The 25323-nt window shown below is 62.6% G+C and carries 33 protein-coding genes; 23 read left to right on the top strand and 10 right to left on the bottom strand.

The window, feature by feature from the left end:
• Window position 1 precedes the first annotated feature (1 nt).
• Complete coding sequence (locus tag NP825_RS19985; RefSeq protein WP_257546979.1) at window positions 2-268, bottom strand: type II toxin-antitoxin system RelB/DinJ family antitoxin; 267 nt, start codon at window positions 266-268, stop codon at window positions 2-4.
• A gap of 375 nt (window positions 269-643) precedes the next feature.
• Between NP825_RS19985 and NP825_RS19980 the strand changes: the two genes are divergently transcribed.
• Both NP825_RS19980 and NP825_RS19975 read left to right on the top strand, forming a co-directional pair.
• Entirely contained in the window at window positions 644-1252 is a 609-nt protein-coding gene (locus NP825_RS19980; RefSeq protein ID WP_257546977.1) for a hypothetical protein, read from the top strand.
• Window positions 1252-1521: a type II toxin-antitoxin system YafQ family toxin gene (locus NP825_RS19975; protein WP_257546975.1), complete on the top strand. Its 270-nt coding sequence runs from the start codon at window positions 1252-1254 to the stop codon at window positions 1519-1521. Before NP825_RS19980 ends, NP825_RS19975 begins: the two co-directional genes overlap by 1 nt.
• A 17-nt stretch (window positions 1522-1538) precedes the next feature.
• Here NP825_RS19975 and NP825_RS19970 read toward each other — a convergent pair whose 3' ends face one another.
• From NP825_RS19970 to NP825_RS19960, 3 genes are all read right to left on the bottom strand, one after another.
• Window positions 1539-2417, bottom strand: a complete 879-nt coding sequence (locus NP825_RS19970; protein WP_257546973.1) for a hypothetical protein — start codon at window positions 2415-2417, stop codon at window positions 1539-1541.
• Between the two features lie 413 nt (window positions 2418-2830).
• Complete coding sequence (locus NP825_RS19965) at window positions 2831-3514, bottom strand: RES family NAD+ phosphorylase (protein WP_257546971.1); 684 nt, start codon at window positions 3512-3514, stop codon at window positions 2831-2833.
• Between the two features lie 4 nt (window positions 3515-3518).
• Window positions 3519-3899, bottom strand: a complete 381-nt coding sequence (locus tag NP825_RS19960) for an MbcA/ParS/Xre antitoxin family protein (RefSeq protein WP_257546969.1) — start codon at window positions 3897-3899, stop codon at window positions 3519-3521.
• Window positions 3900-3985: 86 nt separating this feature from the next.
• Here NP825_RS19960 and NP825_RS19955 point away from each other — a divergent pair, with 86 nt between their 5' ends.
• The gene (locus tag NP825_RS19955) at window positions 3986-4435 is read left to right on the top strand and encodes a hypothetical protein (RefSeq protein ID WP_257546967.1); all 450 of its coding nucleotides are present in this window, start codon (window positions 3986-3988) and stop codon (window positions 4433-4435) included.
• A 20-nt stretch (window positions 4436-4455) separates the two neighbouring features.
• Here the strand turns inward: NP825_RS19955 and NP825_RS19950 are convergent, their stop codons facing one another.
• The 3 genes from NP825_RS19950 to NP825_RS19940 form a co-directional block, all read right to left on the bottom strand.
• A complete protein-coding gene (locus tag NP825_RS19950) occupies window positions 4456-5349 on the bottom strand; it encodes an endonuclease (RefSeq protein WP_257546965.1) in 894 nt (297 codons plus the stop codon).
• Between the two features lie 79 nt (window positions 5350-5428).
• Window positions 5429-6022: an alpha-ketoglutarate-dependent dioxygenase AlkB gene (locus NP825_RS19945; RefSeq protein WP_257546963.1), complete on the bottom strand. Its 594-nt coding sequence runs from the start codon at window positions 6020-6022 to the stop codon at window positions 5429-5431.
• A complete protein-coding gene (locus NP825_RS19940; RefSeq protein WP_257546960.1) occupies window positions 6019-6531 on the bottom strand; it encodes an SOS response-associated peptidase family protein in 513 nt (170 codons plus the stop codon). Before NP825_RS19940 ends, NP825_RS19945 begins: the two co-directional genes overlap by 4 nt.
• A 55-nt stretch (window positions 6532-6586) precedes the next feature.
• Between NP825_RS19940 and NP825_RS19935 the strand changes: the two genes are divergently transcribed.
• Together NP825_RS19935 and NP825_RS19930 are read left to right on the top strand one after the other, a co-directional pair.
• Window positions 6587-7204 (top strand): SOS response-associated peptidase family protein, encoded by a 618-nt coding sequence (locus tag NP825_RS19935; protein ID WP_257546958.1) that lies wholly within the window; start codon window positions 6587-6589, stop codon window positions 7202-7204.
• Window positions 7201-7620 carry a DUF1810 domain-containing protein gene (locus NP825_RS19930; RefSeq protein ID WP_257546956.1) on the top strand — a complete coding sequence of 140 codons (420 nt, stop codon included), beginning with the start codon at window positions 7201-7203 and terminating at the stop codon, window positions 7618-7620. Before NP825_RS19935 ends, NP825_RS19930 begins: the two co-directional genes overlap by 4 nt.
• Window positions 7621-7671: 51 nt before the next feature.
• Here NP825_RS19930 and NP825_RS23605 read toward each other — a convergent pair whose 3' ends face one another.
• A complete protein-coding gene (locus tag NP825_RS23605) occupies window positions 7672-8088 on the bottom strand; it encodes a hypothetical protein (protein WP_306997846.1) in 417 nt (138 codons plus the stop codon).
• Between the two features lie 22 nt (window positions 8089-8110).
• Here NP825_RS23605 and NP825_RS19920 point away from each other — a divergent pair, with 22 nt between their 5' ends.
• The 3 genes from NP825_RS19920 to NP825_RS19910 all read left to right on the top strand — a co-directional run bounded on the left by NP825_RS19920 (window position 8111) and on the right by NP825_RS19910 (window position 11207).
• Window positions 8111-9925: an OB-fold nucleic acid binding domain-containing protein gene (locus NP825_RS19920; protein WP_257546954.1), complete on the top strand. Its 1815-nt coding sequence runs from the start codon at window positions 8111-8113 to the stop codon at window positions 9923-9925.
• Window positions 9926-9965: 40 nt separating this feature from the next.
• On the top strand, window positions 9966-10655 hold the full coding sequence (locus tag NP825_RS19915; protein ID WP_257546951.1) for a hypothetical protein: 690 nt from the start codon (window positions 9966-9968) through the stop codon (window positions 10653-10655).
• Between the two features lie 234 nt (window positions 10656-10889).
• The gene (locus NP825_RS19910; RefSeq protein WP_257546949.1) at window positions 10890-11207 is read left to right on the top strand and encodes a DUF736 family protein; all 318 of its coding nucleotides are present in this window, start codon (window positions 10890-10892) and stop codon (window positions 11205-11207) included.
• 51 nt (window positions 11208-11258) lie between these two features.
• Here NP825_RS19910 and NP825_RS19905 read toward each other — a convergent pair whose 3' ends face one another.
• Window positions 11259-11996 carry a hypothetical protein gene (locus NP825_RS19905; RefSeq protein ID WP_257546947.1) on the bottom strand — a complete coding sequence of 246 codons (738 nt, stop codon included), beginning with the start codon at window positions 11994-11996 and terminating at the stop codon, window positions 11259-11261.
• Window positions 11997-12175: 179 nt separating this feature from the next.
• Between NP825_RS19905 and NP825_RS19900 the strand changes: the two genes are divergently transcribed.
• From NP825_RS19900 to NP825_RS19835, 15 genes are all read left to right on the top strand, one after another.
• A complete protein-coding gene (locus NP825_RS19900; protein ID WP_257546945.1) occupies window positions 12176-13462 on the top strand; it encodes an LOG family protein in 1287 nt (428 codons plus the stop codon).
• Window positions 13459-14481, top strand: a complete 1023-nt coding sequence (locus NP825_RS19895; RefSeq protein WP_257546943.1) for a hypothetical protein — start codon at window positions 13459-13461, stop codon at window positions 14479-14481. The genes NP825_RS19900 and NP825_RS19895 overlap by 4 nt, the downstream gene beginning before the upstream one ends.
• A 233-nt stretch (window positions 14482-14714) precedes the next feature.
• The gene (locus tag NP825_RS19890; protein WP_257546941.1) at window positions 14715-14879 is read left to right on the top strand and encodes a hypothetical protein; all 165 of its coding nucleotides are present in this window, start codon (window positions 14715-14717) and stop codon (window positions 14877-14879) included.
• Between the two features lie 126 nt (window positions 14880-15005).
• Entirely contained in the window at window positions 15006-15443 is a 438-nt protein-coding gene (locus NP825_RS19885) for a hypothetical protein (protein ID WP_257546939.1), read from the top strand.
• Between the two features lie 322 nt (window positions 15444-15765).
• Window positions 15766-16083: a DUF736 domain-containing protein gene (locus tag NP825_RS19880; RefSeq protein ID WP_257546937.1), complete on the top strand. Its 318-nt coding sequence runs from the start codon at window positions 15766-15768 to the stop codon at window positions 16081-16083.
• A gap of 186 nt (window positions 16084-16269) precedes the next feature.
• Window positions 16270-16473: a transcriptional regulator domain-containing protein gene (locus NP825_RS23680; RefSeq protein WP_374046512.1), complete on the top strand. Its 204-nt coding sequence runs from the start codon at window positions 16270-16272 to the stop codon at window positions 16471-16473.
• A 7-nt stretch (window positions 16474-16480) separates the two neighbouring features.
• Window positions 16481-17047 (top strand): DUF2285 domain-containing protein, encoded by a 567-nt coding sequence (locus NP825_RS19875; protein WP_257546934.1) that lies wholly within the window; start codon window positions 16481-16483, stop codon window positions 17045-17047.
• 118 nt (window positions 17048-17165) lie between these two features.
• On the top strand, window positions 17166-17417 hold the full coding sequence (locus NP825_RS19870) for an AlpA family transcriptional regulator (protein WP_257546932.1): 252 nt from the start codon (window positions 17166-17168) through the stop codon (window positions 17415-17417).
• Entirely contained in the window at window positions 17417-17959 is a 543-nt protein-coding gene (locus tag NP825_RS19865) for a DUF2840 domain-containing protein (RefSeq protein WP_257546930.1), read from the top strand. The genes NP825_RS19870 and NP825_RS19865 overlap by 1 nt, the downstream gene beginning before the upstream one ends.
• Window positions 17956-18546: a S26 family signal peptidase gene (locus tag NP825_RS19860; RefSeq protein ID WP_257546928.1), complete on the top strand. Its 591-nt coding sequence runs from the start codon at window positions 17956-17958 to the stop codon at window positions 18544-18546. The genes NP825_RS19865 and NP825_RS19860 overlap by 4 nt, the downstream gene beginning before the upstream one ends.
• The gene (locus NP825_RS19855; protein ID WP_257546926.1) at window positions 18543-18875 is read left to right on the top strand and encodes a DUF736 domain-containing protein; all 333 of its coding nucleotides are present in this window, start codon (window positions 18543-18545) and stop codon (window positions 18873-18875) included. The genes NP825_RS19860 and NP825_RS19855 overlap by 4 nt, the downstream gene beginning before the upstream one ends.
• An 84-nt stretch (window positions 18876-18959) precedes the next feature.
• Window positions 18960-19604 carry a lytic transglycosylase domain-containing protein gene (locus NP825_RS19850; protein ID WP_257551565.1) on the top strand — a complete coding sequence of 215 codons (645 nt, stop codon included), beginning with the start codon at window positions 18960-18962 and terminating at the stop codon, window positions 19602-19604.
• 223 nt (window positions 19605-19827) lie between these two features.
• Window positions 19828-21570 (top strand): DUF3363 domain-containing protein, encoded by a 1743-nt coding sequence (locus tag NP825_RS19845; protein WP_257546924.1) that lies wholly within the window; start codon window positions 19828-19830, stop codon window positions 21568-21570.
• Window positions 21571-21585: 15 nt separating this feature from the next.
• On the top strand, window positions 21586-23559 hold the full coding sequence (locus NP825_RS19840) for a conjugal transfer protein TraG (protein ID WP_257546922.1): 1974 nt from the start codon (window positions 21586-21588) through the stop codon (window positions 23557-23559).
• Window positions 23556-23972, top strand: a complete 417-nt coding sequence (locus NP825_RS19835; RefSeq protein WP_257546920.1) for a ribbon-helix-helix protein, CopG family — start codon at window positions 23556-23558, stop codon at window positions 23970-23972. The genes NP825_RS19840 and NP825_RS19835 overlap by 4 nt, the downstream gene beginning before the upstream one ends.
• On the opposite strand, the gene NP825_RS19830 is transcribed toward NP825_RS19835, so the two are convergent.
• Window positions 23973-25250: a hypothetical protein gene (locus NP825_RS19830; protein WP_257546889.1), complete on the bottom strand. Its 1278-nt coding sequence runs from the start codon at window positions 25248-25250 to the stop codon at window positions 23973-23975.
• Between the last annotated feature and the right edge of the window lie 73 nt (window positions 25251-25323).

Below are 25323 nucleotides of genomic sequence, written 5' to 3'. Positions count from 1 at the left end.
GCTATTCAGTATCTTTTTTGGCAGCTGCCAAGGCAGCCGTCACGGAGGTGAACCGCTCGACTTTTCCGGCTCGAGCTTCTCGCAACGCCGCCTCGGTCTCTGCGTTGGGCGTGCGAATCTCGAACGGTAAGGCTTCGTCTGCAACGATTCGGACGAGCATCAGGCGAATAGCATCCGACACTGTCAGGCCCATATCTTCAAGAACAAGGGTGGCCCTGTTCTTCAGCGTCGCGTCAATTCGCGCGCGTACGATCTCACTGGCTGGCACTTGCAAAATCCTGCTGGGGCTACATTGTAGCTACAACTTTAGATGTGACCTTATTGCCAGACCGTCAATGGATGCACCCCTCTCGCGCTCTCCCAGCAGCACAGGTGAGCACAAGCAGGACAGGGCAGAACAGGAGCACATATGAGAACAGCAATAAAACTTGTATATATTTGAAATAAGGCGAAAAAATATGGATTGCTTGCAACAGATGTTGCATCTTAGTTGCTAAGATGCATTGTATGAGGCATATTCTATCGGTCTAATTGCAACGACTCGGAAACTTACATCTTACCCTGATTTACCTAAATCGTTGAAAAATAGGCATATTATTTGCGATAACGGCGCTGGCAAAGAGATGCAGCGACGGAGTAGTTTATGGCGACGACGAGAGAAGCAGGGGCAATCGCGAAGAAGCAGCTGGCGCTTCGCGAGCTCCATTGGCCAGACAAGGAAAGCTGGCTCTGGCATCGAACACGGCACAAGGGGTTTACTACAATCCCCAAGACCATGCCGCTCATCCTGAAAATCATGGACGAGATGACGAAGGGAGCGCCAGTCTCTTCTACGTACCTGACCCTATGGTGTCACACTTGGGATAATAGTTTTGCGGTGCTCAACCAGCCCGCGGAGCTGGCGCACGCGTCAGGATTTGGTGGGCAACGTGGCGAACACACATGGGCGACGCGCATGAAGAAGCTACAAGAGCTCAAGTTCATTGATCTTAAGCCGGGCAAGTCTGGACCGATGGGCAACGCCATCATTTGGAATCCGCACTTCATCTTGCGCTGGCATCATGCGATCCGCACCCCGGGTCTAACGCAGGGAAGCTATGCAGCGCTGGTCGAAACCGCGCTAGAGCTCGGCGTCAACGACATGCTTGTCGAGTGGAACCCGTGTCCGCCCGACTATGTGCCGCCGATTGTTACTGTCCCGCCTCCGCCTCCGCCTACATCCGGCGCTCAGACTGGAACGGGAGATGCGTGATGCGCGCGATCGCCATTACTGGCCGGTTCAAGCGCGACTACAAGCGCGTGCTGAAGGCCGACCCTGCTATTGACGGGATCCTCTCGGCGGTCGTTGAGCAACTCGCAAGCGGCGCGCCCCTCTCGTCGAACCATCATGATCATGCTTTGTCTGGAAACTGGAAGGGCTTTCGAGACTGCCACCTACGGCCGGACCTATTGCTGATCTACCGTAGAACAACCGACGAACTCACCCTTGTTCGTATCGGTTCGCATAGCGACTTATTTTAGGGCGATGGATTAAGTGCTTACGTGGATGGCTTGCCTTCAAGGTGTCGGGCAAGCTCATAGACATAGCTCTCCATGTAGTCCTCGGGCATTCGCGCTCCGACCTGGCTCAAAATCCCGCGCGCTGTATGATGGATCGCTCCTGCTTCATCATCCATGGTCATAAGGCCATTGTAGTACGTAGCGTATGTGGCAAATATCACGTCCACAGCGTCGTTTCGTGCAAGCCTTGCCTTCCGAGTTACCGCCCCCCGTTGGATCAGCCTTAGCATGTAAACGAGGTAGGTTAGGGTATGGCGATACAGGAAATGGTTGACGATGTGCTTGTCGTGCGGCCACCTCGGCCTGTCCGGATGAGCACCGAAAGAGTTCGCGGTCAAATATTCGACGAGATCAAGAAATTTTGCACCTGTCTCCGGTTTCCATGCTTCATTCGTTCGCATGCGTTTCAACTCAGCTTGCGTGAAGAACGCGCTGAATTCCGATATCGAGATATTCATATCGCTCGCTTTTGCCAGCATGGATTTCATGTGATCATCCGCCCACTGGCCTCTCTGCAGTAGCTGTTTTTGGACCGACAGGTTGCCGGCGGCTGCCAGGTCCAAGAGCCGGCTGAAGTCCGCTATCGATTTCGTCTCGGTTCGCGACACAAACCTTTTTCCGATTCCTGGAGCCCGAGGATCTACAAGTCCAGCAGCCCTGGTTCCCTTCAAAGCTAGTACTTGGTGCGGAAAATCTCGGATGACTGACCAAGACGCCTGTATTGATACAAGACTATTGCCTTGAAACGCCTCCATCGCTGCATAATCCGTGAGAACGGCCTGATTGTCAGGTGAAAGAGAGAGAAATGCTCTCAGTTCGTCGCTTTGCATTCTGTTGCTGTCGATGACAATTCTCATGAGGCCAACCTAGCGTGACGCGCTCAAATTATCGATGGCGACATTGTTGTGAGCGATCAGGCACTTGATGGAGCGCGGCATTTGATGAGCGCGCACTGACCTCGCAGGCTCGGTCAGGGGTCGCGCTGATGTGGGGCCGCGCGGCACACTCGGCTCGCTGTCCTGGCGGGGCGGCGGCTAGGCACTGGCGCGCATCGCACGCCGCCCCGCTGCGGGATCGCCAAGAGTGCGTTTGTTCGGGCCCTTCGGGCCGGCGACTTCGATGTGCAGGAAGTGGATGTGGTAAGCCCCGCTACATCGCTGCAGCGGGGCTTCCCTAGATTGCACCCGAAGATGCGATCAAATTCTGCCATTCTTTCGTCTGGACAGGTAAGTGATACGTCCGGGATCGCGGATTGGTTGCGTGCTGTTGCTCAGCCTTCGAAATTTTTCTTCTCATAGATCGTGCCGATCGTCTCGCCGTCCCAGACATAGCAAAGGTGCCGCTCCTGGCGGCAGTTGGCGAGAAGGCGAGGCCGGAAGGCGGCGGCGCATTCGCCGCCTTGGTGGCGGACGCTCCGGTAGAGGATGCCATCGGACCCGGCCTCGCGCAGCTCGGTCGCGAGTCCCTGCGAATGGACATAGGTGTCCGGATCGTAGAGATGCGCGTGGCTTTCCGCATGGCCGCGGATGTCGTGGAGGTTCGCCGTCAAGTCGGCGGCATAGACGCGCATGTCGATCTCCTGCGCCGGCTCGTCGGTCGCGGCGAGGAATTTGATGCGGTGATGCTTGGTCTCGTCGATCGCGGTCTCGATCGTGAGGCCCGCATAAAAGACGCCGAAGCTGCCATCCGAAAAGCGGCTCCCTTGCGTGTTGAGATGTGTGAAGGCCGCCATGATTGGCGTCGTGCCGGGTCCCGATACCCGGTCCTCGGGCGGCACGAGCGCGAGGTCGCCCGCCTCGTCGCGGAGACGATCGTTGGTCATCGCCTCGATCAGGAAGACCGCCTCGAGGTCGGCCGGATCGGCCACCTTGTCGAACAGGCCGACAGGCGGGAAGCGGCTCGGGATGATGCGATAGCAGGGCGCCCAGCTCGTGGGGGTAACGGGAATGTCCAAGGGATCAGCCGCGCTGGCCGTCGATATATTGGCGCACCACATAAAGATCGGCGACATTGCCCGAGGCCATGCGATCGATCGCGGGCTTGCCGCCGAACAGGCCAGCTGCGTTGGGCTTTCGCACCCATTCGTCGGCGGTCTTCGGGACGAGAATCTGGAGGCCTTTGTAGATGCCCATGACATAGGATATGCGTTCGAGCGCATCCTTGCTGAGCGCCGCGACCTCGCCTCGCTTCCAGTTGTGGAAGGTCGAGCGGCTGTCGAGTCCGAGCAGCTTCATCTGTTCGACTTCGCTGAGGTCCCAAGCCTCGGCGATATTGAAGAAGGTGCGAAGCGCGGGACCCGTGAGTTCCTTGCGATCGATAGCTTTTGCGACGGTAGCCATATAGCCTCCAATGATGACTATATGTTTCTAATAGGAACATTTGTCAAGAAATGTATCTAAATGGAATTTGCAGTACGGAGAATTGTGTGAATCAGGACGAGATAGAGGCCATCGTCAACGCTGCCGTCGCGACGCTATACGAACAGGACGCGCAAGCCATCCAGTTTGACGTCGCAGAGCGCATGTTGAGTGCTCGCTTGGCGGCTCTGCTCTCGCCGGCCTTCCCAGACCACAGCGTCCATGCGGAGTATAATCGTCACGGGGTCGAGCCAAAGGGTATTGAGATGCCCGATGCCCAGGGAAAACCGACCTTGAAGTTCGTCTATCCCGATATTATTGTTCACCGTCCCGGGACGGACGATGATAACCTTCTCGTGATCGAGATGAAGAAGTCGACCAACGGTATGAAGGATGAGCAGGATCTCGAAAAGCTGGACCGGATAAAATATCAGCTAGGCTACTCGCACGCACTCTTCCTTCGCCTATCCACGGGCGAGGGGGCGAGTGTCGAGAATGCCTATCACATCTGGCGCTGAGAACTTCGCTCGCCCGGTGATCAATGCCTGAGCGTGACCGCGACAGGGCAGTGATCTGAATAATGTTTCTCGCCCGGCGCGTAGAGTGCTTCGGAGAAGCCGATCAGCGCGGCGGATGCGCGCCGGTCGAGCACGATATGGTCGATGAAGCTGTCGTAGCGCGGATCGCAAGCCGGTGCCTTGCCCTCATCCGCGAGATGGAGGTCGGCGTTGGCGGGCTCGGCATCGTCGATGTCCCGCCAAACCGCGTCGCCCGCTAGCCCCAATCGCCGGTTCCAGTCGCCGAGCACGGCAAACCGGTCGGGCCCGTTGGCCGCCGTATCTATCCACGCCTCAAGCGCCGGTATCTGATCCAGCAGCACCGGGCAGGCTTTCGCTTCGCTCCCCGCGAAGCATCCCGACTTGAGATGTACGCCAAGCAGCCGGATCGCCGCATTGCCTTTCGGACGGAGCGTGATGTCGACGCCCGAGCGAAGCTGGGCGTTGCCGCGCATCAGCGACGCGACGTCGGGATGACGATCAAAGGCAATATCCTTGCGGATCGCGAAGCCGACCGCCTGCCGGATTACCTGTTGCTCGGGATATTTACCGCCGCAGGTGCCGCTCGGCGCACCGGCTCGCTCTTCCATGACGATGGTGTAGCGTGCCGGATCGAAGACCCGGCTGGCGGCCGCCACGGTCTCGGCTTCCTGGAAGGCGATAATATCGGCATCGAGGCCGTCGACGATCCGGCGCATCGCGGCATAATCTTGCTCGCTGCGGGGTTCGCAGCCGACACCGTCCTTCTCGGCTAGGAACTCGAGGTTCCAGCTCGCGATCTTGAGCGGGCGCTCCGGCGCTGTCTGAACCGACGCAGCTTGCGGCACACAAGCGGCGAGGAGGAGGGCGAGCGGTGCGGCAAGTCGATGGAGCATCGGTGCCTTGTGCGAGGATCGTCCCGCGACTTCAATTGCCGTGCGCGATTTGCGGCGGGCCGATGCGTCCATTCGGGTATCAGCGGAGGCTGCGAAAGGTGATCGACCAACGCGGCTCCGGCATCGGCGCTATGCTATGCTCCCAGTCGTCGCGAACCTCGCCGCGCATATGATAGATCGACCGCGGCGCGAGCGCGGCGGTTGCCCGTTCGAAGCCGGTTTCGGTCCGGCGCCGGAACCGCATCGTCGCAGGGGTGCCGAGCGATAGCCCGATGACATGCTCGAAGACCGGCCGGTCCTTGTGCCAGCCGATTCCCGCACCGAGCCCATATTCGATCAGGAGCGTCTGCTCGAGCGCGTCCGGCTCGATACCGGCGAAGGCGGCGGCGCGGGCACGCACTGGATCGAGCCAGGACGGCATCGGGTCGCCCGGCGCGAAGCGCCCGGTCTGGAAATCATAGGTCCAGCCGAACGAGCGCGTCAGCCTCTTCCCTTCCCATTGCTGAAACTGGAACGGCGTCAGCTTCGCGCCTTCGATCTGCGCAATCAGCTCTGCCTCTTCGCCTGCCGTGATGATCGCCTCGCCATAAGCGAGCCCGGGAAGGAGGGCGGGACCGAAGAGGTCTGGTTGGGGCGCGGGCCGCGGTGCCCGATCTGCGGCGTGCTGCGTCACAGCGGAAGTTTGGCCTGCTTGCGCAGCGGCTCGACGAAGAGCGTGTGCCGTGGAGGCTCGGCGAACAGTTCCTCATTGGGCAATGTGCCGTCGAGCCAGTGCTGGACGTCGCGGCGCTGGATGATGACGCCGTGGCGCGACTGATAGGGAATAACGTCGGCGCCCGCCGGGATGGTCAGAATACGGTAGGACAGCGGCCAGTCGGCGAGCGGCGAATCCCAGACTGCGGCGAGATAGAAGAAATTGCCGCTGTCGAGCGTCACCCGGTAGCGGTGATCGCCGGTTCCCATCCGGAACTCGGACGCGGGGATCAGGCAGCGCCGCGCCGGGAAGGCACGGCCCTCGGTGCGCACGAAACGATAGTTGATCCCGTCGCTGAACCGCGGGTCGGAGCCCCAAACCGCTTTGACCATTTCGATCTCGGCCATATTGTCGGGATTGCGCCGCACGAGCGCTTCTACGCCTCCGCTCGGGGCGTCGGGATCGAAAGGGGTTGGCGCGATACCCATATGTGGAACATAATGGGAACGAAGATGAGTCGCAAGGGCCAGGGGACCACCGCGCATGTGCAATGACTATCGGCTCGAAATCGACATCGCTTCGATCGCCGAGGATTTCGACAACCTCCAGATCAAGATCGACATGCCCGAAGGCGCGCCGAACGTGCCGGCGCGCGAGGATGTGCGGATCACCGACACCGCGCCGATCGTGAAGAGCAGTGACGGAGCCGCGACCGGTTCGCTTGTCAACCGGCGTTGGAGCTGGCCGGGGCAAGGGGGCAAGCCGGTCTACAATGTCCGTTCGGAACGCCGCGACCTTGGCATGCAGCGCTGCCTCGTCCTGTGCGACGGCTTCTACGAGTTTACCGATCCCACCGACACGACGCAGAAGCGTTTGGACAAATGGCTTTTCACGATGAAGGACCATCGCTGGTTCTGCATGGCTGGCGTCTGGCGCGACAGCCATGTCGGCGAGGCCTTCAGTCTGCTGACGATGGAAGCCGGTCCCGATATCGCGCCCTATCATCACCGCCAGATCATTCCGCTCGCCCGCGACCAGTGGGCGGCTTGGCTCGATCCACGCGTTCCGGCCGAAGACATCCTCAAATGGCTTCCCGAAGGCAGTCTCGAGGTGACCCAGGTCTATGGGAAGCCGCCGGCGCAGGGCGCGCTCGCGCTGTGAACGAAACCGACGGACTCGAGCGGTTTGTGGCTGCGCAGGATCAGGTCTATCCGCGCGCCATTGGCGAAATTCGGCGCGGGGCGAAGCGATCGCACTGGATGTGGTATATTTTCCCGCAGCTCGCGGGCCTCGGGCGCAGCGCGATGGCCCAGCGCTTTGCGATAGCCGGCCTTGCGGAGGCTGAAGCCTATCTCGCACATCCGTTACTCGGACCGCGTTACGCCGAATGCGTGAGCGCGCTTCAGGACTTGCCGAGCAGCGATCCCGTTGCCGTGTTCGGCAATGTCGACGCCTTGAAGCTTTGCTCGTCGCTCACGCTCTTCGAGTCGGCGAGCGGAAACGCGCTTTTCGGCGCGGCGCTCGATCGCTGGTTTGGCGGACAGCGCGATTCCCGGACCCTCGATCGCCTCGAATAGGCCCGCATTTCAGCGGTTTCCGGCGACTCGCTTGACGAATGGCCGGACTCGTCAGAACATAAGGGGAACATTGAGTGATGTTGCCCCATGCAAATGACGCCCTCTTCTTCTGTCCGGCCATCGGCCGCCGAGCTTGACGCGCTGCGCGAAGCGATCGCGCGCGTGCGCGAAACGCGCGGTCCGGCGCTGCCCTTCGGCGTCGCGCCGCTTGACCATTTGCTGAGCGGCAATGGCCTCGACAGCGCGGGCCTCCACGAGGTCGCGGGCGCTTCGGCGAGCTGGAGTGACGATGCTGCGGCCACGCTGTTCGCTGCCGGGATCGCCGCGCGCTTTGCGGCGGCGCCGGGGGTTTCGGCGCTCTGGGCGCTCACCCGTTTCGATCTTTATGCTCCGGGACTCGAGCAGGCTGGCCTTGGTCCCGAGCGGGTCCTCTATCCCCGAAGAGCGGATTGCCGAGCTAAATCTCAATGCCGACGATTACCGCCTACGCTTGACGCTCGACCTTGCACGACAGCTGATCGGGATTCCGCGTCACCTCTCGCAGCATCCCGGCGGGTTCGTGCTGACCGAGGAGCGATTGGACGATCTTGTGCCGATCGAGCCCGCGCGCATGGAAGACCGGCAGATCATCGAATGGGACAAGGACGATATCGACGTCCTGAAATTCATGAAGGTCGACGTGCTTGGTCTCGGCATGCTCGGTTGCATGAACCGCGCCTTCAATCTGCTGCGCGAGCATAAGGGCGTCGATGTCGGCATGGCCGACCTGCAGGATGATGATCCCGCCGTTTTCGGCATGATCCAGAAGGCCGACACGTTGGGTGTCTTCCAGATCGAGAGCCGCGCGCAAATGTCGATGCTGCCGCGGATCAAGCCCAAATGTTTCTACGATCTTGTGATCGAGGTCGCGATCGTGCGCCCCGGGCCGATCCAGGGCGATATGGTCCATCCCTATCTTCGCCGCCGCGAGGGCAAGGAAAAGCCCGAATATCCCAAGCCCGAGCTCCGCGCCGTGCTCGAAAAGACATTAGGCGTTCCGCTGTTCCAAGAACAGGCGATGAAGGTCGCGATCGTCGGCGCGGGCTTCACGCCCGCCGAGGCTGATCAGCTGCGCCGCGCCATGGCGACCTTCAAGCTCACCGGCGGCGTTTCGCATTTCTACGACAAGCTTGTCGGCGGCATGGTTGAGCGCGGCTATCCCAAGGATTTCGCCGAGCGCACCTTCAAGCAGATCGAGGGCTTCGGCTCCTATGGCTTTCCCGAGAGCCACGCGGCGAGCTTTGCCAAGATCGCCTATGCGAGCTGTTGGATGAAGCATCATCATCCCGACGTCTTCTGCGCGGCGCTCCTCAACGCGCAGCCGATGGGCTTTTACGCGCCCGCGCAGATCGTGCGCGATGCGCAGAAGCATGGCGTCGAGGTGCGCCCCGTCTCGATTAACGACAGCCATTGGGACTGCACGCTGGAGGAGGCCGATGGCGGCTATCTCGCGGTGCGCCTTGGCTTTCGCCAGGTTCGCTCGCTTGCCAATATTCATGGCGCCGCGATCGTCGGGGCGAGAGGTGACGTGCCTTATGATTGCGTTGAGGATGTCTGGCGCCGCGCCGGCGTGCCACGCGCTGCGATCGAGCGGATCGCTGAGGCGGACGGCTTTGCCTGCCTGTCCGAGGACCGGCGGCAAGGCCTTTGGAAGGTTCGCGGCCTCGGTGAAGCGCCGCTGCCGCTGTTCGCAGCCGCCGACGCGCGCGAGGCGGGTTTCTCGCCTGAGGGGCTCGAACCGGAGACGGCGCTGCGGTCGATGACCGAGGGACGCGAAGTAGTGGAGGATTATCGCACGCTGCAGCTGTCGCTGCGCGCGCATCCGCTGAGTTTTTTGCGGGATGAGCTCGATGGGATGGGGATCGTTCGCTGCGCGGACCTCCCGCATATTCGCGATGGACGGAATATCGAGGTCGCTGGTGTGATCCTTGTCCGGCAACGGCCCGGTTCGGCGAAAGGCGTGCTCTTCGTCACGATCGAGGACGAGACCGGGATCGCCAACGGCATTCTCTGGCCCGACCGGTTCGACATTTACAGGCGCCCCGTGATGTCGGCGTCGATGATCGCGATGCGCGGACGGCTCCAGAAGGAAGGCGAGGTCATTCACATCATTTGCGACCGGATCATCGATCATGATGCGATGCTGCGCTCTATTGGACGCAGTGACTTCTCGGTGGCGCCCGGGCGCGGAGACGGAGCGCGAAATGGCGGCGGACCGGATTCGCGTGACGCTCCGCTGCGCATCCGCAGCCATGATTTTCACTAAGCCATCGAGTAACAAATACAGACATGCCGAGGAGGATCAGGTGTCGCATTTCGAATTCGACTTCAACGAAGACGGCAGCATTCATGCCATTTACAAGGATGGAAAGCCCTATGAGGGCGGCGTCAGCCTTGAATCCCCAAATTCGGTGGCGCGAACCTATTTCGAGATTGCGATCCGCGAACTGGCCGCAATGAAGGCGGAGGATGATCCGGACTTCTATAGCTCCGACAACCGCAGCCACGGTCTGCAGGCCTTCCTCATGAGCCTCGTCGGAACCGAAGCCTTTCTCAATGTCTATTTTCATGTTGCGGGATTGCAGATCGGGTCCGAGGCGGCAGTCGATCTCGCGACGAACGAGAAGACGATCGAGCATAAGCTGGCGCATCTCCCGAGACTGATATGGGGCGAGCCTCTGCCGGGCTCGAAGAAGCTCTGCGCCAAGATCCGTGAACTCTACAATCTACGTTCCAATCTCGTGCACCCGAAATACGCACCATCCTCCATCGCGATGCAGGGCATGATAATCGCAGGCGTCTTCGATAATCCGCAGAAGCTGTTCGAGGATCGCGAATTCTGCCGCGAGGCACTTCGCTGGTGCCTCCTCATCGTGGCGCGAATAGGCGTCCGCGGGAGCCCGACGGACAGCCGCTTCGTCGAATTCTGGACCGGCATTTCCGACACCAACGAAACGCTTTCTGCTGCCTTGGGCGTTCCGCCCGACGATCTCTGAGATCCGGAACCTGCCCACTGCACCGGTGCGGCCGGTCAGCCTTGGGATCTGCTGATGGCCAGGCTGCTGCCTGCTGGGGACCTCCCCTCCTGTCGCTTTCTGCGGGTCTCGGATCACCTTTGCCGTCAACCCCCTGCGGGGGTTCGCCCTCGCGTACCGCTCGGTGACGGCGGTGACCGGCCCCTCCTTCTGGCGCCATCGGGGATGGTTCCCGAGCATCCAAGGAGACTTCAAATGGCAAGCATCGCAAATCTCACCGTCAGGGACGACGGCAGCCTCGAAGGCAATCTCGCAACCCTGATGGTCACCGCGCCGATCGCGATCGTCCCGAACGGCCGCAAGACGAAGGACAGCGAACCCGACTATCGCGTCATCAGCCGCAAGAACGGCTTCGAACTCGGCGCTGGCTGGGTGAAGACGTCGCAGGCCGGCGCCGAATATATCTCGGTCTCGCTGTCGGCCCCCGAACTCGGCCAGATCTTCTGCAACGTCGCAAACGCGCCGGGCGACGATCCGTCGAAGAAGGTGCTGATATGGAATCCGCCGAGCTAATCAGCGGCACGCCGACCTCTCTCCGGAGAGGTCGGCAACTGCATAGAGCGCCTAGTTTGCCGGCCGGCTCCCGCGGCCGGAATACGCAGCGATTAAGGGGAGCAAAGTCGTTGCAGGAATGACGCGATTACCGGACTGCGGACCGGCCTGAAGAACGTCAAAAAGCGCATGAATGACGGCTTCTTCGTCGGGAATCGGCATGGCGAGATTGCGCCCGAACGGGGTGCGAATACGGGCGCCAGGCTGGACCTGTCGCACAACAACCTGAATTTCATGGCGTGGCGGCATTTGTCCGAGCGCGTTGAAACCGCACTGCTCGGCCTCATCGCCGATGAGCGAGCGTAGCCTATGAGAACGTTGAGGATGCTTCTCGAACCACGCGGCATCGTCCTCCTTCCAAAAGGTCTCCTCACGATAGATCCCGGCGGGTGCGCCCTTGATTCCGCCCCGCTTGGACAAAGCTCCAATCTCTTCGTCGCGTTGGCTGAAGAAGCCTTGCATTGCGGTGACGGCGCCTTCGACGTCGGCTGGAGGGTGACTCTTTCCAGTCGGTTTCCCCCAAGGTTGATCACCCGCATCTCGCGTTACAAAGACGCCCATGAGGATGATCTCGTGCATCTTCACCTTGCAGCATTCACCCACCAGTCGCGGTGTGCCGTCCTTGGTTACGCCACCAAAGGTTCGCGTGTTATGCTGCAGCGGCGCGCGGCAGAGCGAGCAATGATCACCATCAGCTTGCATGATCGTTCGGACGGCCTGCTCGACACGGCGCTTGGCTGACGGCTTCATAAATTCCTCTTCTTCCCCGGCACTGGCATCTGTCGATCCCTTCTACGAATATCACCCGAGCGCGGGCGGGTCCATTCGAGGCACTTGCCTTTGGAACGAGATCGATCCCAATTCGGGTGCGAAAGGACTCCGGATTCTGCGCGAGGTCGGATAGCCTGAGCGATGGGGAGGACGAGGGCATGATATTCATAGACAGCATCGAGGACGCCAAGATCTGGCTCCGCGGCGGCGCGACGGAACCGGCAACCTTGCAGAGTGTCGACCTGACGGCGCTGGACGCCGAGTTCGCCAAAGTCTCAGTCGCGGGCTCCGCCTTCATGGGGTGCGGCATCGGGCCAGTCCTGTATGCAAAGATAGGTGCCGAAAATGCCGCGTTGGTGACGGAACTGCCCGCGCTCCCGTCCAAGCTGCCTGCCTTTGCGCCGGGAATTTATACCGTCGCCGATCTCTACGACGGGATGGAGGATGACGGATCCAAATGGGACCCGGTTCCGGGACAAAACGGGCAGCCCGGTTGGGATGGAACGCCAGACTGGCAGGGCTTTGATTTCTTCAACAAGAAGAAGAATGTTCCCAGAACCCTGACCCCCGTTCAGGTAATGGCGGCTCGGATGCACGACACAGTGCAAGAGCAAGCGCTGCTCAAATATTTGCAAGGCAAGAAAGTCGTTGCGATCATGGGAGGGCACGACTTCAGACGCGAGCAAAGCAGTGCAGACGTCGAGGCGGCGAAGCAGGACGTCTATTGGGAGTGTGTAGAGATCGCGAAACGGCTGACCGAGGCGGGGTTTCTAATCCTGACCGGCGGGGGCCCAGGCGTGATGGAAGCCGGCAATCTTGGCGCTCTCCTTGCCGGTGAAGACGCGAAGGTAGTTGCGGCGGTCAAAGCCATGCTGACGCACCAGGATTTTGAGAGCAAGGAATGGCGCTCCACGGCGATGGCGGTCCGAGCCAAAATCCTGGGGAGCTGGACGGACGACCCACCCGCGTCCAAGTTCAGCCTTGGCATACCAACTTGGCTATACGGGCATGAACCGCCCAATTTGTTTGCGGGCTATCACGCGAAGATGTTCTTCAACAGCCTTCGCGAAGACGGCCTCGTGACGCTAGCGAACAAGGGCATCATCTTCTTCGAAGGAAATGGGGGGACCGTTCAGGAGATATTCCAAGACGCGACGCAAAATTACTATCTCGGTGAGGGGCAGTCTCCGACGCCCATGGTCTTCTATAATGCAGGCGGATACTGGGACCGCCCCTGCGGCGATCAATATTGGCCGACCGACGTGCCAGTAGACAAGCGAAAGCCTTTGATGCCGCTGATGAAGCAACTGGCCACGGAGAAGAAATTTCAAACGTCGGTGTTCGTCACGCGGTCGCCGAAAGCGGCCGTGACATTCCTCGTCGATGCCGCAGCCAAGCCGAACGTCACGAAGGCCGACGTGCATCTAGGAAACACGACAACTTGACCATGGCGAACCCGGTAACATCGGAATGGCCCGCGCCCGACGCGCCGATCCTCAAGATCAATGGAGTGCCGGGACGATTCTCCGACGGACTGCAAGGTGAATGTTTCTTCCAAGAGCCCATGGGCGGTTGGCGTCCGGCGGTCGATGACGGCCTATATGCAATCGAAGAACAATGTGTTCGGCTTCATGACGACCTTGCCGACCGAATATTCGGCGGCCTCGAGACCTATTATGCGCGGCTGCCGTTCGTGCCCAGTTTCCTGGCTCAGGCGGGCTTGAATTCCGAAGCCAAAGTAAGTCGCGACGATTTCGAGCAATTCCTGACGATGTTCGCCGACATGCCCGACCTCTACAAGTTCCTCTATCTTTACGACACGCGAATGCTTGTTTCGGCGATCCAGGAATGTACGAAAGAGGTCAGTCAGCTGACCGGAGAGTTCTATCGCATCCTCAACCTCGAACCCTTCTTCACGCCCGGGATCGAGCAGGAAGATGGGGTGCGCTGGAGCACGTCTCCCCAAGTCACGATGCTGAACTCGACACTCGGCTTCCTCTTCATCAGACTGCATAGCCTCCTCGACTATCTCGCCAAATTAGCTCGCGAGGTCGAAGAGCTGCACTCGGAGTTCAAATCCTATCCGAAACTGCGATGCACCAATTTCCTTTTCGGCGATCGCAAACGGCTGAGGCTGGACAAGGCGGGGACGCTGTTCGAGGCGTGCGATGAAGTGTCGGAGATCGAACTTATCCGAAATCTACTCATCCATGATGGCCTGTTGGACGACATGCCCAAGGCCTATGAAATCATAAAGGACGGGAAAGCCATCGAGCGCTTCCTCCTGATGCCCGACCGGATAAATGGACAATTCGAGCGCTTCAAGAACCGCAAGCTCTTTTACGGCGGCGAAGACAAGATCAACGAGCGCCTCGCCGGCCTCGTGCGATCCTTCATGGCGCGCCAGGTGACTACGCTCGTCCAAATTCGATCGAAGCTTGTGCCATCACTAAAGACTGTTTGAGGCGGCTCCTGCAAAGGCGAGCTGGAGAGCGCTAGCCAGCCTATCCAACGCGGGTCGGCCCGCTCTCGATTGCCGCTATTCCCTTGGCCGAGGCCCGGCCTCCTACAGTCAACCCCTATGGGGTCCCTGCGCGAGCTTGGGCCGCGGCTGCGCCGCGGTGACTGCGGCCTGTCCCCGTCCGTCGGGGCGACTGTCGAGCGGGAATGGACCCGCTCCAGGACAGGAGCCTCGATATGCCGCTTTCCACCGCCCAATCGCTCGGCTGGAGCCTCGCCCGCACGATGATGGTCATCATCGTCCTGATCGAAACCTCACAGGGCTTCGCGGTCATGCCTCTCGACGAATTCGACGGCGACCCCGCCTGTATCGTTTGCGAATATGACCCGTTCAATCGCTGATCCGCTGCGAGATTTCGCCCCAAGGTGGTTCCACTTCCGGTTCCGCCTTCGGGGCCTTTTTGCTATGTCTGCGGAGCAGATTGCGCTGTGGTGGTGGTGGAGAGCGCGTCCGACCGGAGGACGCTTGTGACCTTTATGATCATCCTCGGGACCGCGGCCGGTCTCTATCTCATCATCCTCATGTTCCGGCTCGCCTCGATCGCGCTGCCGCTCTACGCCGGCATCGGCGCCGGCTTGTGGATGCTGGGTCTGGGCTATGGCCATATCACCGCGATCGTCGCGGGGCTGCTTCTGGCTATTTTCATCCTCGTGACGGGACGCTTACTCTGCGCGATGCTCCCGCCATTCTATCGCGGCCTCGTCGTGCTCGCCTTTGCCCTTCCGGCAGGCTTTGCCGGATATCAGGCTGCAAAAGGCCTCGGCGGTCTTGCCCTTGCCGATAGCCCCGCGCTCGAGTGGCTCGGTTTTCTCGGGGCTCTGACAGCCGCGGTCGCCGCATGGCGGAGTCTCGGAACGCCGAACGACGATTGCCCGGCGCCCGATGCGATCAGGGCCGTATCATAAGCACGAGGTCATGGCTTCATCGCCCGTTTCCAGAAGCCGCCGTTCGCAATTGATCTTCCTTCCCGCAGCGCCGCACCAGCCCGGCCTCTTCAATTTGCGCGATCTGCCGGCAAGCCGCTGACGCTGGATCGCTAGCCGCAACGGCGGCGATCGCGACTTTCTTCCCCCGGCGTGCCGCCGTTCCTCGCGAGACAAGAAACTCTTGCCGCCGCCGTCCTCCGCTTTGCTCCGGGCCCAAGGGCTGCCGCGCGATCCCTTGCCGGCTGCCGATGCGCATCGAGGCCGCGCTGGTGCGGCCCGAGATGCAGAAAAGGATATCGTCATGAGCAAGATCGGCAGCTTCAAACTGGTTTCGGGAGAGTATCGCGGCCAGATCATCACCCTTTCGGTGCAGGCCAAATCGGTCCGCATCGTCCCCGAGACAAACGCCAGCGGCAATGCGCCGAGCCACCGCGTCCTCGTCGGCGACGCCGAGGTCGGTGCGGCCTGGCAGAAGACGAGCCAGGACAAACGCTCCTATCTTTCGGTCAAGCTCGACGACCCGAGCTTCGTCGCCCCGATCTTCGCCCAGCTCTTCTCGGGCGAAGAGGGCGAATATGACCTGGTCTGGACCCGTCAGCCCCGCCGCGGCGACAATTGATCCCGCATCCCATCGCCCGGCTCCGGCCGGGCGATGTTACATCCAGATTGAGCGCGATAGCGTGCGGGATCGATGCGGTTTTGCGGTAAGCAACGTCCCTTGTGCGCTGGTAACCATGTCGCCGCTCGAACATGAAACCGGCTGAAATTCCGCGGTTTATTCTCCTCAAACGGGTCGGAGGCGCGAATGGATCAGGCAGCTGGATGGCAGTCGCCATATTTTCCGAAGATATTCGAACTATATGATCGCGCGGATTTCGCGCAGGAGTTCCTGCGCCGAAGTCCCCGCTATCGTGCAGCCTATGCGGAAGCGAAATCGCTTCCCCGCCGCAGTCGGGGAGGCCGGCTCGCAGAGCTTGCCGACCGCTGGGGGTTGGTCTTTCGCCCCTGACCCCGACTTGCCCGCAGACGCCGCGCCCGCCTTGTGGCGGCCGCAGGCGTGCGCGCTTGTCGCGATAGCCGAACCCGCCGCCGCCGGCTTTGCCGCGGCGCGGCTCGCCGATCTTGTCGATGCCGCGGACGTCGCCGCGGAGCTGCTGGCGCCCGACGATTGGCATCTTGTCCTCCTCGGCGGCGGTCGGCGCTACCGTCTCTGGGTCCGGCGCTGCATCGCCAATGAGCCGCTCGCCTATGCGAGCCCGGCGGATCGGCACATAGACCTGCGCCTCGCTCTCGCCTCGGCGGTGCAGCGCGCGCTCGCCGGACGGTCTCGCCACCGTCCCGGCGGCGCCGGCCGTCCCGGCGCGACCGAACATTGGCGCCTCGTCCAATGGCTTCGCCTTCTCGACGCGATGGCCGAAGGCGCCGCCCCGCGCGACATCGCGGCGACGCTGATCTTCGAGGGCGCCCGAACCTTCTCCGCTGCCGAATGGGACGGGTCGAGCGAGCGTCGGCGAATCGCTCGCTGGCAGCGCGCCGCGATCGCGATGCGCGACGGCGGCTACAGGGCGCTCCTCGGCAGCTGATCGGGACATTCCGAGCATCGGCGCTTTGTCCGTTCCGAAACGGGTCCCTGCTTTTCCATTCTCGTCTCCTCGCTGCCGCAGCCCGCCACGGTCTTCGGCACATGCCAGGAGCCTTCCCTTGTCCTATAATGCCGCACCCATTGTCCCGCGCTATCTCAAGACGCCCGAAGCCGCCGTTCATCTCGGCCTCTCGCCGACCACCCTCGAAAAGCATCGTTGCTACGGAACGGGGCCCCGCTATCACAAGCTCGGCGGCCGCATCGTCTATGCGATTGCCGATCTCGACGCTTGGGCCGATCTCGGCCGCAAGACTTCGACATCGGACCCGGGCAATGGCTTCATCCATCCGGCACGCCCGGTGCGCCGCTGATGCGCGCGTTCGCTGCTTCGCAGCCGCGCTATCGGGATACGCCTGACAGCGCCGTGGCGGTCGGCGCGCCGTCGGCGGCCAGCGGCTTGACCGACGTTGAGCTGACCTGGATCGAGCGTCGCCTCGAGCAGTGGATTCGCTTTGGCCGCGTCGCCGCCGACCAGGTCGTCGATCGCCGAACCCGCATTTCTTCCTTCCGGCCCGGTGCGATATTCGCCTTCGTCCGCTGGACGTCGAACGACTTCGGCACGATCCATTCGAGCATTGCCATCGTCGCGGCGGTCGAGCCGGGGTCGCCTTACGCTACTTACCCCTTTGTACGTCCGGGCGGCGAACTGCTGCTGCGGGTCGACGGCTGGCCGAAGGTCGAGCAGGTTCTGAAAGCGATCGATGCGATTGAAGCCAGCGGCGTCGATCCGTGCGATGTCGCGCCCGATCATTGGCGCCACATCGGCAGCCAGCTTGCCGCGGGCTTGCCGTTTCGGGCCTATGGCCGCGACCGGCACGACGCATGGCTACGCCGCAAAGCGATCGAGTCATGACGCGGCGCTGGCTTCACGCGACGCTTGTCTCAGGCGCGCTGTTCGCCGGGCTGTTCGGCGCGGTCGCTGCGCTCGCGCCGCAGCCCAGGCTCGTCTGGAATGCGAGCGCGAGCATGCCGCTTGGCTTCTACCGCGTCGATGTCGGCCGCCACCCGGTGGCCGGCGACATCGTGCTTGCCGAGCCGCCCAAAGATGTCGCTTCGCTGCTCGCGGCCCGCGGCTATCTGCCGCGCGGCGTGCCCTTGCTGAAGCGCGTTGCCGCAGCCGAGGGCGCGCTTGTCTGCCGCAGCGGCGACTTCCTGACGATCGACGGCGCCGGCGTGGCACGCGCGCGCGATCGCGACCGGCTGGGCCGGCCGCTGCCGCGCTGGCTCGGCTGTCGCCGGCTCCAGGGCGGCGAGCTCTTTCTTCTCGGTACCGCGCCCGACAGTTTCGACGGTCGCTATTTTGGTCCGCTGCCCGCCGCCTCGGTGATCGGCACCGCGCATCCGCTGCTCACACGCGATGCACCGGGCGCGCCGCTGCGCTGGCGCCCGACCTCCCTCTCTTCCGCTTCCACCCCCGACGAAAAGGAACCCACGTCATGATCATCGGCAACTTCCAATCCGCAGACGACGGCTTTGCGGGCCAAATTCGCACGCTCCTCCTCGATGCCATGATCGCGATCGTCCCGGCGCAGCCATCCGCCGCCGAGAACGCGCCCGCGTGGCGCGTCCTGCTCGTCGAAGCCGACACCGGGATCGAGATCGGAGCGGGCTGGGAGCGGCGCGGCGAGCGCGCCGGCTCCTATATCGCGCTGCAGATCGACGACCCGGCGCTCGGCGCGCCGATAAGCGCGAACCTGCTGCGCTCGACGCAGAATGAGGACGAATATCATCTCCTCTGGTCGCGGCCGGTGCCGCGCGACAAGGCCTGAGCCGTGACGCGTCCGGCTCGCTCGGCGCGCGTCCGCGCCGCGCGCATCGCCGCCGCTTTGGTCTTCCTTGCGCCGCTTTGCTTCGTGGTCGGGGATGCGCGCGCGGCGCCGGCTGCGCCAGGCGCGGCGCATCCATATGCGACCCATGTCGCGGAAGCCTCGCTACGCTTCGGCATTCCGGAAGTCTGGATCTGGCGCGTGATGCATGTTGAAAGCCGCGGCAACGCCCGCGCTGTGTCGCATGCCGGAGCGATGGGCGTAATGCAGATCATGCCCGCGACCTGGGCCATGCTCACCGCGCGCCACCGTCTCGGCAACAATCCCTTCGACGCGCGTGCGAACATTCTGGGCGGCGCGGCCTATCTGCGCGCGATGTGGGACCGCTATGGCGACGTCCGCCTGATGCTCGCTGCCTATAACGCGGGACCCGGGCGTGCCGATTCCTATGCAGCGGGACGGCGCGGCCTCCCCGCCGAAACGATCGCCTATGTTGCAGCCATCGCGCCGACGATCGGCGCATCGAGCATCGCTCCCCTCGCTTCCGCGCCGCATCGCGAGCGCGCTGGCTGGCGCAGTTCTGCGCTTTTCGCGGGACAGGCCGACAGTGGCGATCCGGACAGCTTCGCTGCACCGGCGTTGCAGGGCGAGCCCGTCGCGGCGGCAGCTTCGCCGCCGACTGAACGTTCCCTCTCGCCTCTCTTCGTCCCGCGTTCCGGCAGCGACCGATGAGGCTCTTGTCCGAATTTGAGGCCCATGCCGCTCGATCTTGTTTCGGGCGCAGCTGGTGCGGCTGGAGGAGAAGGGAGCGAGGGCAAGATAAAAGACCTGCCAGCTCGCTGGCGGTATGTGGTTGGTTTGATGTCGCTTTTCCATATGGCACCGGCCGGGTGCGGCCATATGCTCAGCAGCTTTATCTCATAGTCTCAATGGCTTGCAATCTGGCAATGCCGTCATGAGCAACGACGACCAGGATTTTCGCGTTCGGCCGGGACGGGGGCGCGACGCCGGGGCGGGTTCGGGCCAGCGGGGCAAGCGGCTCGCCGCGCAGGTCAAGCGCGCCGCCGCGCGCTCGGGCTTTACCCGCTCACGCCCGGGCCTCGCGCGGCGTGGCGGCACCGGGCGCTATGGCCGCGGCCGGCATGCACTCGCGGCCATGCGACGCGGCCCGGCGCAGCGGCGGGTGACAGTGATGGCGCGGATCGTCCGGCACAAGGGCGCGCAGTTTCGTTCGGCGCCGCTAGGACGCCACATCGCCTATCTCGAGCGCGATGGTGTGACCCGCGACGGCCGCGACGCATCGATGTTCGACGCGGACGGCGACGCGGCTGATCGGAACGCCTTCGCCGAGCGCTGCGGCGACGACCGGCACCACTTCCGGCTCATCGTCAGCCCCGAAGATGCCGCCGAGCTGGAGGACCTCAGGCGCTTCACGCGCGATCTGATGAAGCAGATGGCGCGCGATCTCGATTCATCGCTCGACTGGGTCGCGGTCGATCATTGGAACACCGACAATCCCCACATCCATATCCTCGTGCGCGGGGTCACCGACGACGGCTCCGACCTTGTCATCGATCGGACCTATGTCGCCGAAGGCATCCGCGGACGCGCGGCGGAGATCGTCACGCTCGAGCTTGGTCCGCGCACCGAGCAGCAGATCGAAAAGGCTCAGGGGCGCGAGGTCGATGCCGAGCGCTGGACCGGCCTCGACGTCGAACTGGTCGCGCGCGGACGCGAGACCGGGGTCGTCGACCTCAGGCCTGACGGTGCGGCGGCGAATGCAGATCGACATTTGCGCGGCCGCGCGGCGCGGCTCGAGACGATGGGGCTTGCGACGAAGCTGGGACCCGGCCTCTTCCTTATCGATCCCGGCGCCGAAGCGACGCTTCGCCAGATCGGCGAACGCGGCGACATCATCAAGACAATGCATCGCGAGATGCGGGCCCAAGGATTGGCATTTGATGCCTCTGCGCTCGCGATCCACGATGGTCAGGGCGTTACCCCGATCGTGGGGCGGCTCGTGGCGCGGGGTCTCGATGACGAACTTGCGGGCTCGGCCTTCGCTATCGTCGACGGAACCGATGGTCGCACGCATCATCTGCGCTTCGCCGATCTCGAATGGACAGGCGATGCCGCGCCCGGTGCAATCGTCGAGCTGCGGCACTGGGACGGTCGCGATGGTGCGCAGCGGCTGTCGCTCGCGCTTCGCTCGGATCTTCCGCTTGCCGACCAGGTGACGGCGCGCGGGGCGACATGGCTCGACCGGCAATTGCTCGCGCGCGATCCAGTGGCGAACGCAGGCTTCGGCCGCGAGCTCCAGGATGCGCTGACCGAGCGTGCAGCCTTTCTCGAAGGGCAAGGGCTCGCACGACGGCAAGGCGGGCGACTGAGTCTCGAGTCCGGACTGATCGAGACCCTCCGTCGCCGTGATCTGGAGAGCGCGAGCGAGGCGATCGCAGCGCGGACCGGGCTCACGCACCAGCCATCGGCGCCCGGCGAGCGGATGAGGGGCATCTACCGCGAGCGGGTTACGCTCGCCTCGGGGCGCTTCGCGATGATCGACGATGGCCTCGGCTTTCAGCTCGTGCCTTGGCGCCCCGCCCTCGAGCGTCACCTCGGCAAGCAAGTCACCGGCACCATGACGGGGGCGGGCGGGATCGACTGGGCGCTGGGGCTTGGCCGCGGGATCGGCATCTGAGGAAGGAAGCAAGCAATGAACGACCGGATACTCTGGGGGCAGATCGTCATCGTCCTCACCATCGTCACCGCCGCGGTGTGGACCGCGACGCAATGGACGGCGGGAGCGCTCGGCTTCCAGCCGGCGCTCGGCGCGCCATGGTTCCGGATCGACGGCTATCCCGTCTATCCGCCGCCCGCCTTCTTCTGGTGGTGGTTCGCCTATGATGCTTATGCCCCGCCGATCTTTTACCGCGGCGCGGCAATCGCCGCATCGGGCGGCTTCCTGTCGATTATCGTCGCGATCGCAATGTCGGTCTGGCGGGCCCGCGAGCGTCGCCGCGCCGAGACCTATGGCTCGGCGCGCTGGGCGAATGAGCGGGAGATCAGAAGCGCCGGGATGCTCGGTCCCGACGGCGTGATCCTCGGCCGCTTCGCGCGCCAGTATCTGCGGCATGATGGCGCCGAGCATGTCCTCTGCTTCGCGCCCACACGTTCGGGCAAGGGGGTGGGGCTGGTCGTGCCGACGTTACTGACCTGGCCGGGGAGTTGCATCGTCCACGACATCAAGGGCGAGAATTGGCAGCTGACCGCCGGTTTTCGCGCTCTCCACGGCCGCGTCCTGCTCTTCGATCCGACCAACGCCAAGTCGGCTGCCTATAATCCCCTACTCGAAGTGCGGCGCGGCGAGTGGGAAGTGCGCGACGTGCAAAATGTCGCGGACGTGCTCGTCGACCCCGAAGGGAGCCTCGAGAAGCGCAACCATTGGGAAAAGACCAGCCACGCGTTGCTCGTCGGCGCGATCCTGCACGTCCTCTATGCTGAGGAGGACAAGACGCTCTCCGGTGTGGCGGCCTTCCTGTCCGATCCGCGCCGCCCGATCGAAGCCACCCTCTACCGGATGAAGCAGGCGAAGCATCTCGGCGACCGGGTGCATCCCGTCGTGGCCGCGGCGGCGCAGGAGCTCTTGAACAAGAGCGAGAATGAACGGTCGGGCGTGCTCTCGACCGCCATGTCCTTCCTCGGCCTCTATCGCGATCCGGTGATCGCGAAGGTCACGGGGAGCTCGCAGTGGCGGATCGCCGACCTGATGGAGGGCGGCGCACCCGTGTCGCTCTACCTCGTCGTCCCGCCCGGCGACATCAGCCGGACCAAGCCGCTGATGCGCTTGATCTTGAACCAGATCGGTCGTCGCCTCACCGAAGAGCTCAATCCCGCAGCACGGCCGCGCCGCCTGCTTCTCATGCTCGACGAGTTTCCGGCGCTCGGGCGGCTCGATTTTTTCGAGAGCGCGCTCGCCTTTATGGCAGGCTATGGGATCAAGGCCTTTCTGATTGCCCAGTCGCTCAACCAGATCGAGAAGGCCTATGGCCTCAACAATGCCATTCTCGACAATTGCCATGTGCGGGTGAGTTTCGCGACGAACGACGAGCGTACGGCCAAGCGCATTTCCGACGCGCTCGGCACGGCGACCGAGCAGCGGGCGATGAAGAATTACGCGGGTCACCGCCTGTCACCTTGGCTTGGCCATTTGATGGTTTCGCGCACCGAGACCGCCCGTGCGCTGCTCACGCCCGGCGAGGTCATGCAGCTCCCGCCCGGCGACGAGATCGTGATGGCCTCGGGGCTGCCACCCATCCGCGGGCAAAAGGCGCGCTATTATGCCGACCCCCGTCTCGCGCGGCGGATATTGCCACCGCCAAAGCCGGATTATGGCGGGGTGGTTCGGGCCGACGACTGGACAGCGATGCAGGCATCGGGTGAGAAAGGCGAGCCAGCGGCAGTTGCCGATCCGGAAGAGGATTCGGCCAATGGCGGGATCCGGCAGGAACCCGAACTTCCGCTGCATGAGGATATCGCGCCGCCACCCCCGCCGGCGCTTGGCGAATTCGATTTCGGCGAAGACGACACCCAGGGCGACGCCGCCCGCCTGCGCGCGGCAGCGGATCGGCGCATGGCCCGCAACGCGCGAACCGCTTCGCTCGATCCGGGTGACGGAATCGACCTGTGAAGCACGGCCATGTCAAACAGACCTTCCGGCTCGACGCCGAGCTCGTCCGCCTCGTTGCCGAGCGCGCCCAGCAACGGCGGCTGACGCGGACCGAGATCGTCGAGGCGGCGCTGGCGTCGCTTCTGACCCCCGACCATGACGAGCGCCTTGAGGCAATGGTGACGAGGCGGCTCGACCGGATGGGCCGCCAGCTCGATCGGATCGAATGGCAGGGCGAGCTGGTCGGCGAGACATTGGCATTGCTCGTTCGCCACTGGCTTACCAACAGCGCCCCATTGCCGGATGATGCTCTTGGGGCTGCTCAGGCGACGGGGAAGCGGCGGTGGGAGGCTTTTGTCACCGCGCTTGCGCGCCGGATGGAATGCGGGCCTAGACTCCGGGGCGAATTGTCGGAGGATGTCAAAAGCGAGTGACTATTTGCTCTTGTTTGGCTTCTGACTGTCGATGAAGGCGATCCGTCGATCGATCAGGGCTTTCTGCTCGACGAGCTTGCTGCGCTGGGCGGGCAGTTTGAGGTAGGCAAGCAACGCAGCGTGATTTGCGAGATCGCCCCCCTGAAATATCCAGTGATTTAAGTGCCGGCTGAGGAGCAAGCGGAGAAACTGGCAGAGATGGTGGAGGTCGTCGCCGGGCCCGCCGGCATGCACATAGTCGTTTCGCAAGCGGGCGATATGTTCGAGCTTCCATTTTGATAGGGCTGCGTCCGGCTCAGCGAAGAGAACACGTTCAAGGACTTTTTCGTTCGATCGACCCTTGGCATCTGCCTCGACGTACAGCTGTTCCAAGGACGACCAATAGCGGAGCAGCCTGTGGCTGCTATCGCGCGAGGAGAACCCATCCTGCATCAGCATGATTGACCGGGTAAGGACGTCCCGAAACGGATGATTGGAAAGAGCTTTGAGCGCATGCCGAACATAAGGCACGACTTCGAGAATTCGGGACATGGCAGGCGGGTAGCGCTTCCACGCATCCTCATCATAGTCCGGATTGTACCAGATGCGGTCATCGCCCCGGAAGGATCGCCGCTCGAACAAGAATTGGTTTGGCCCGAGCCAGAGGCTCCCTTCGGTCCAGTTTCTCCCACCCCACCAAGTCATGCGTCCATATGTCTCGCGGAGATTTATGAGTCCCTGGACGAGTTGCAGTGCGTCCATCATCCGGTCGACGGCCCTGTCTTCGTCCCGCTCGTCGCAAGAGAGGATGATGTAACCGAAATTCCGCGGCTCCCACGGATTGATGCGTCCCACACCATTCAAAAGATAATCGTCGAGGCGAAGCCACGCCGGCAATTGGGTGGCAGTGCGAATGGTTATGCCCTGCCAAGTGAGCCGAAATCCTGGCCTGCCGGCCATATCCTTCGCCCGAAACTTCGTCCACATCGTGAACTTCCGCTCGCGGACCGCCAAGTTCTCGCGGTGGATGTGGTTCGCGCGCTCGACCATCGCTTCTGCGGTCAGAGGCCCCAGGTGGCGGCATTGTCGCAGCGCTTTTCCGAATAACGAGATGGCCTCGGAGCGGCTAATCGCGGGTGTTACCGAAAAGGCGTCGGGGAGGATTTCAAACAACTCATCGAAGTCCAGTCTCGTGTAGCTGAGGCCGCCCTCTGTAAGCTCGGTGTTTTCTTCGATCTCGCGAAAGAGCGCGCGCAAAGCCTCGTCCGAGACATATTTCTTCGAGCGGGTAATTGGCATGCTCCATAACCCCAAGCCTGCTGGCCGATCTGCCTATCATTTGTTGAGGGCCGTATCGGTATCTCCAAGCCGT

This window comes from Sphingopyxis sp. DBS4, assembly GCF_024628865.1.
Lineage (GTDB): Bacteria > Pseudomonadota > Alphaproteobacteria > Sphingomonadales > Sphingomonadaceae > Sphingopyxis.
The sequence above is the reverse complement of the archived record's forward strand: the minus strand, read 5'-3'. Positions and strand labels throughout refer to the sequence as shown.

Excerpts from the sequence above, each read along its gene's own strand:
- NP825_RS19960 (WP_257546969.1), bottom strand. The coding sequence starts at position 3,899 with ATGGCTACCGTCGCAAAAGCTATCGATCGCAAGGAACTCACGGGTCCC.
- NP825_RS19845 (WP_257546924.1), top strand. The coding sequence starts at position 19,828 with ATGAGCAACGACGACCAGGATTTTCGCGTTCGGCCGGGACGGGGGCGC.
- NP825_RS19975 (WP_257546975.1), top strand. The coding sequence starts at position 1,252 with ATGCGCGCGATCGCCATTACTGGCCGGTTCAAGCGCGACTACAAGCGC.
- NP825_RS19900 (WP_257546945.1), top strand. The coding sequence starts at position 12,176 with ATGATATTCATAGACAGCATCGAGGACGCCAAGATCTGGCTCCGCGGC.
- NP825_RS19890 (WP_257546941.1), top strand. The coding sequence starts at position 14,715 with ATGCCGCTTTCCACCGCCCAATCGCTCGGCTGGAGCCTCGCCCGCACG.
- NP825_RS19865 (WP_257546930.1), top strand. The coding sequence starts at position 17,417 with ATGCGCGCGTTCGCTGCTTCGCAGCCGCGCTATCGGGATACGCCTGAC.
- NP825_RS19970 (WP_257546973.1), bottom strand. The coding sequence starts at position 2,417 with ATGAGAATTGTCATCGACAGCAACAGAATGCAAAGCGACGAACTGAGA.
- NP825_RS19910 (WP_257546949.1), top strand. The coding sequence starts at position 10,890 with ATGGCAAGCATCGCAAATCTCACCGTCAGGGACGACGGCAGCCTCGAA.
- NP825_RS23680 (WP_374046512.1), top strand. The coding sequence starts at position 16,270 with ATGGATCAGGCAGCTGGATGGCAGTCGCCATATTTTCCGAAGATATTC.
- NP825_RS19940 (WP_257546960.1), bottom strand. The coding sequence starts at position 6,531 with ATGGGTATCGCGCCAACCCCTTTCGATCCCGACGCCCCGAGCGGAGGC.
- NP825_RS19830 (WP_257546889.1), bottom strand. The coding sequence starts at position 25,250 with ATGCCAATTACCCGCTCGAAGAAATATGTCTCGGACGAGGCTTTGCGC.
- NP825_RS19950 (WP_257546965.1), bottom strand. The coding sequence starts at position 5,349 with ATGCTCCATCGACTTGCCGCACCGCTCGCCCTCCTCCTCGCCGCTTGT.
- NP825_RS19840 (WP_257546922.1), top strand. The coding sequence starts at position 21,586 with ATGAACGACCGGATACTCTGGGGGCAGATCGTCATCGTCCTCACCATC.
- NP825_RS19935 (WP_257546958.1), top strand. The coding sequence starts at position 6,587 with ATGTGCAATGACTATCGGCTCGAAATCGACATCGCTTCGATCGCCGAG.
- NP825_RS19980 (WP_257546977.1), top strand. The coding sequence starts at position 644 with ATGGCGACGACGAGAGAAGCAGGGGCAATCGCGAAGAAGCAGCTGGCG.
- NP825_RS19905 (WP_257546947.1), bottom strand. The coding sequence starts at position 11,996 with ATGAAGCCGTCAGCCAAGCGCCGTGTCGAGCAGGCCGTCCGAACGATC.
- NP825_RS19855 (WP_257546926.1), top strand. The coding sequence starts at position 18,543 with ATGATCATCGGCAACTTCCAATCCGCAGACGACGGCTTTGCGGGCCAA.
- NP825_RS19860 (WP_257546928.1), top strand. The coding sequence starts at position 17,956 with ATGACGCGGCGCTGGCTTCACGCGACGCTTGTCTCAGGCGCGCTGTTC.
- NP825_RS19880 (WP_257546937.1), top strand. The coding sequence starts at position 15,766 with ATGAGCAAGATCGGCAGCTTCAAACTGGTTTCGGGAGAGTATCGCGGC.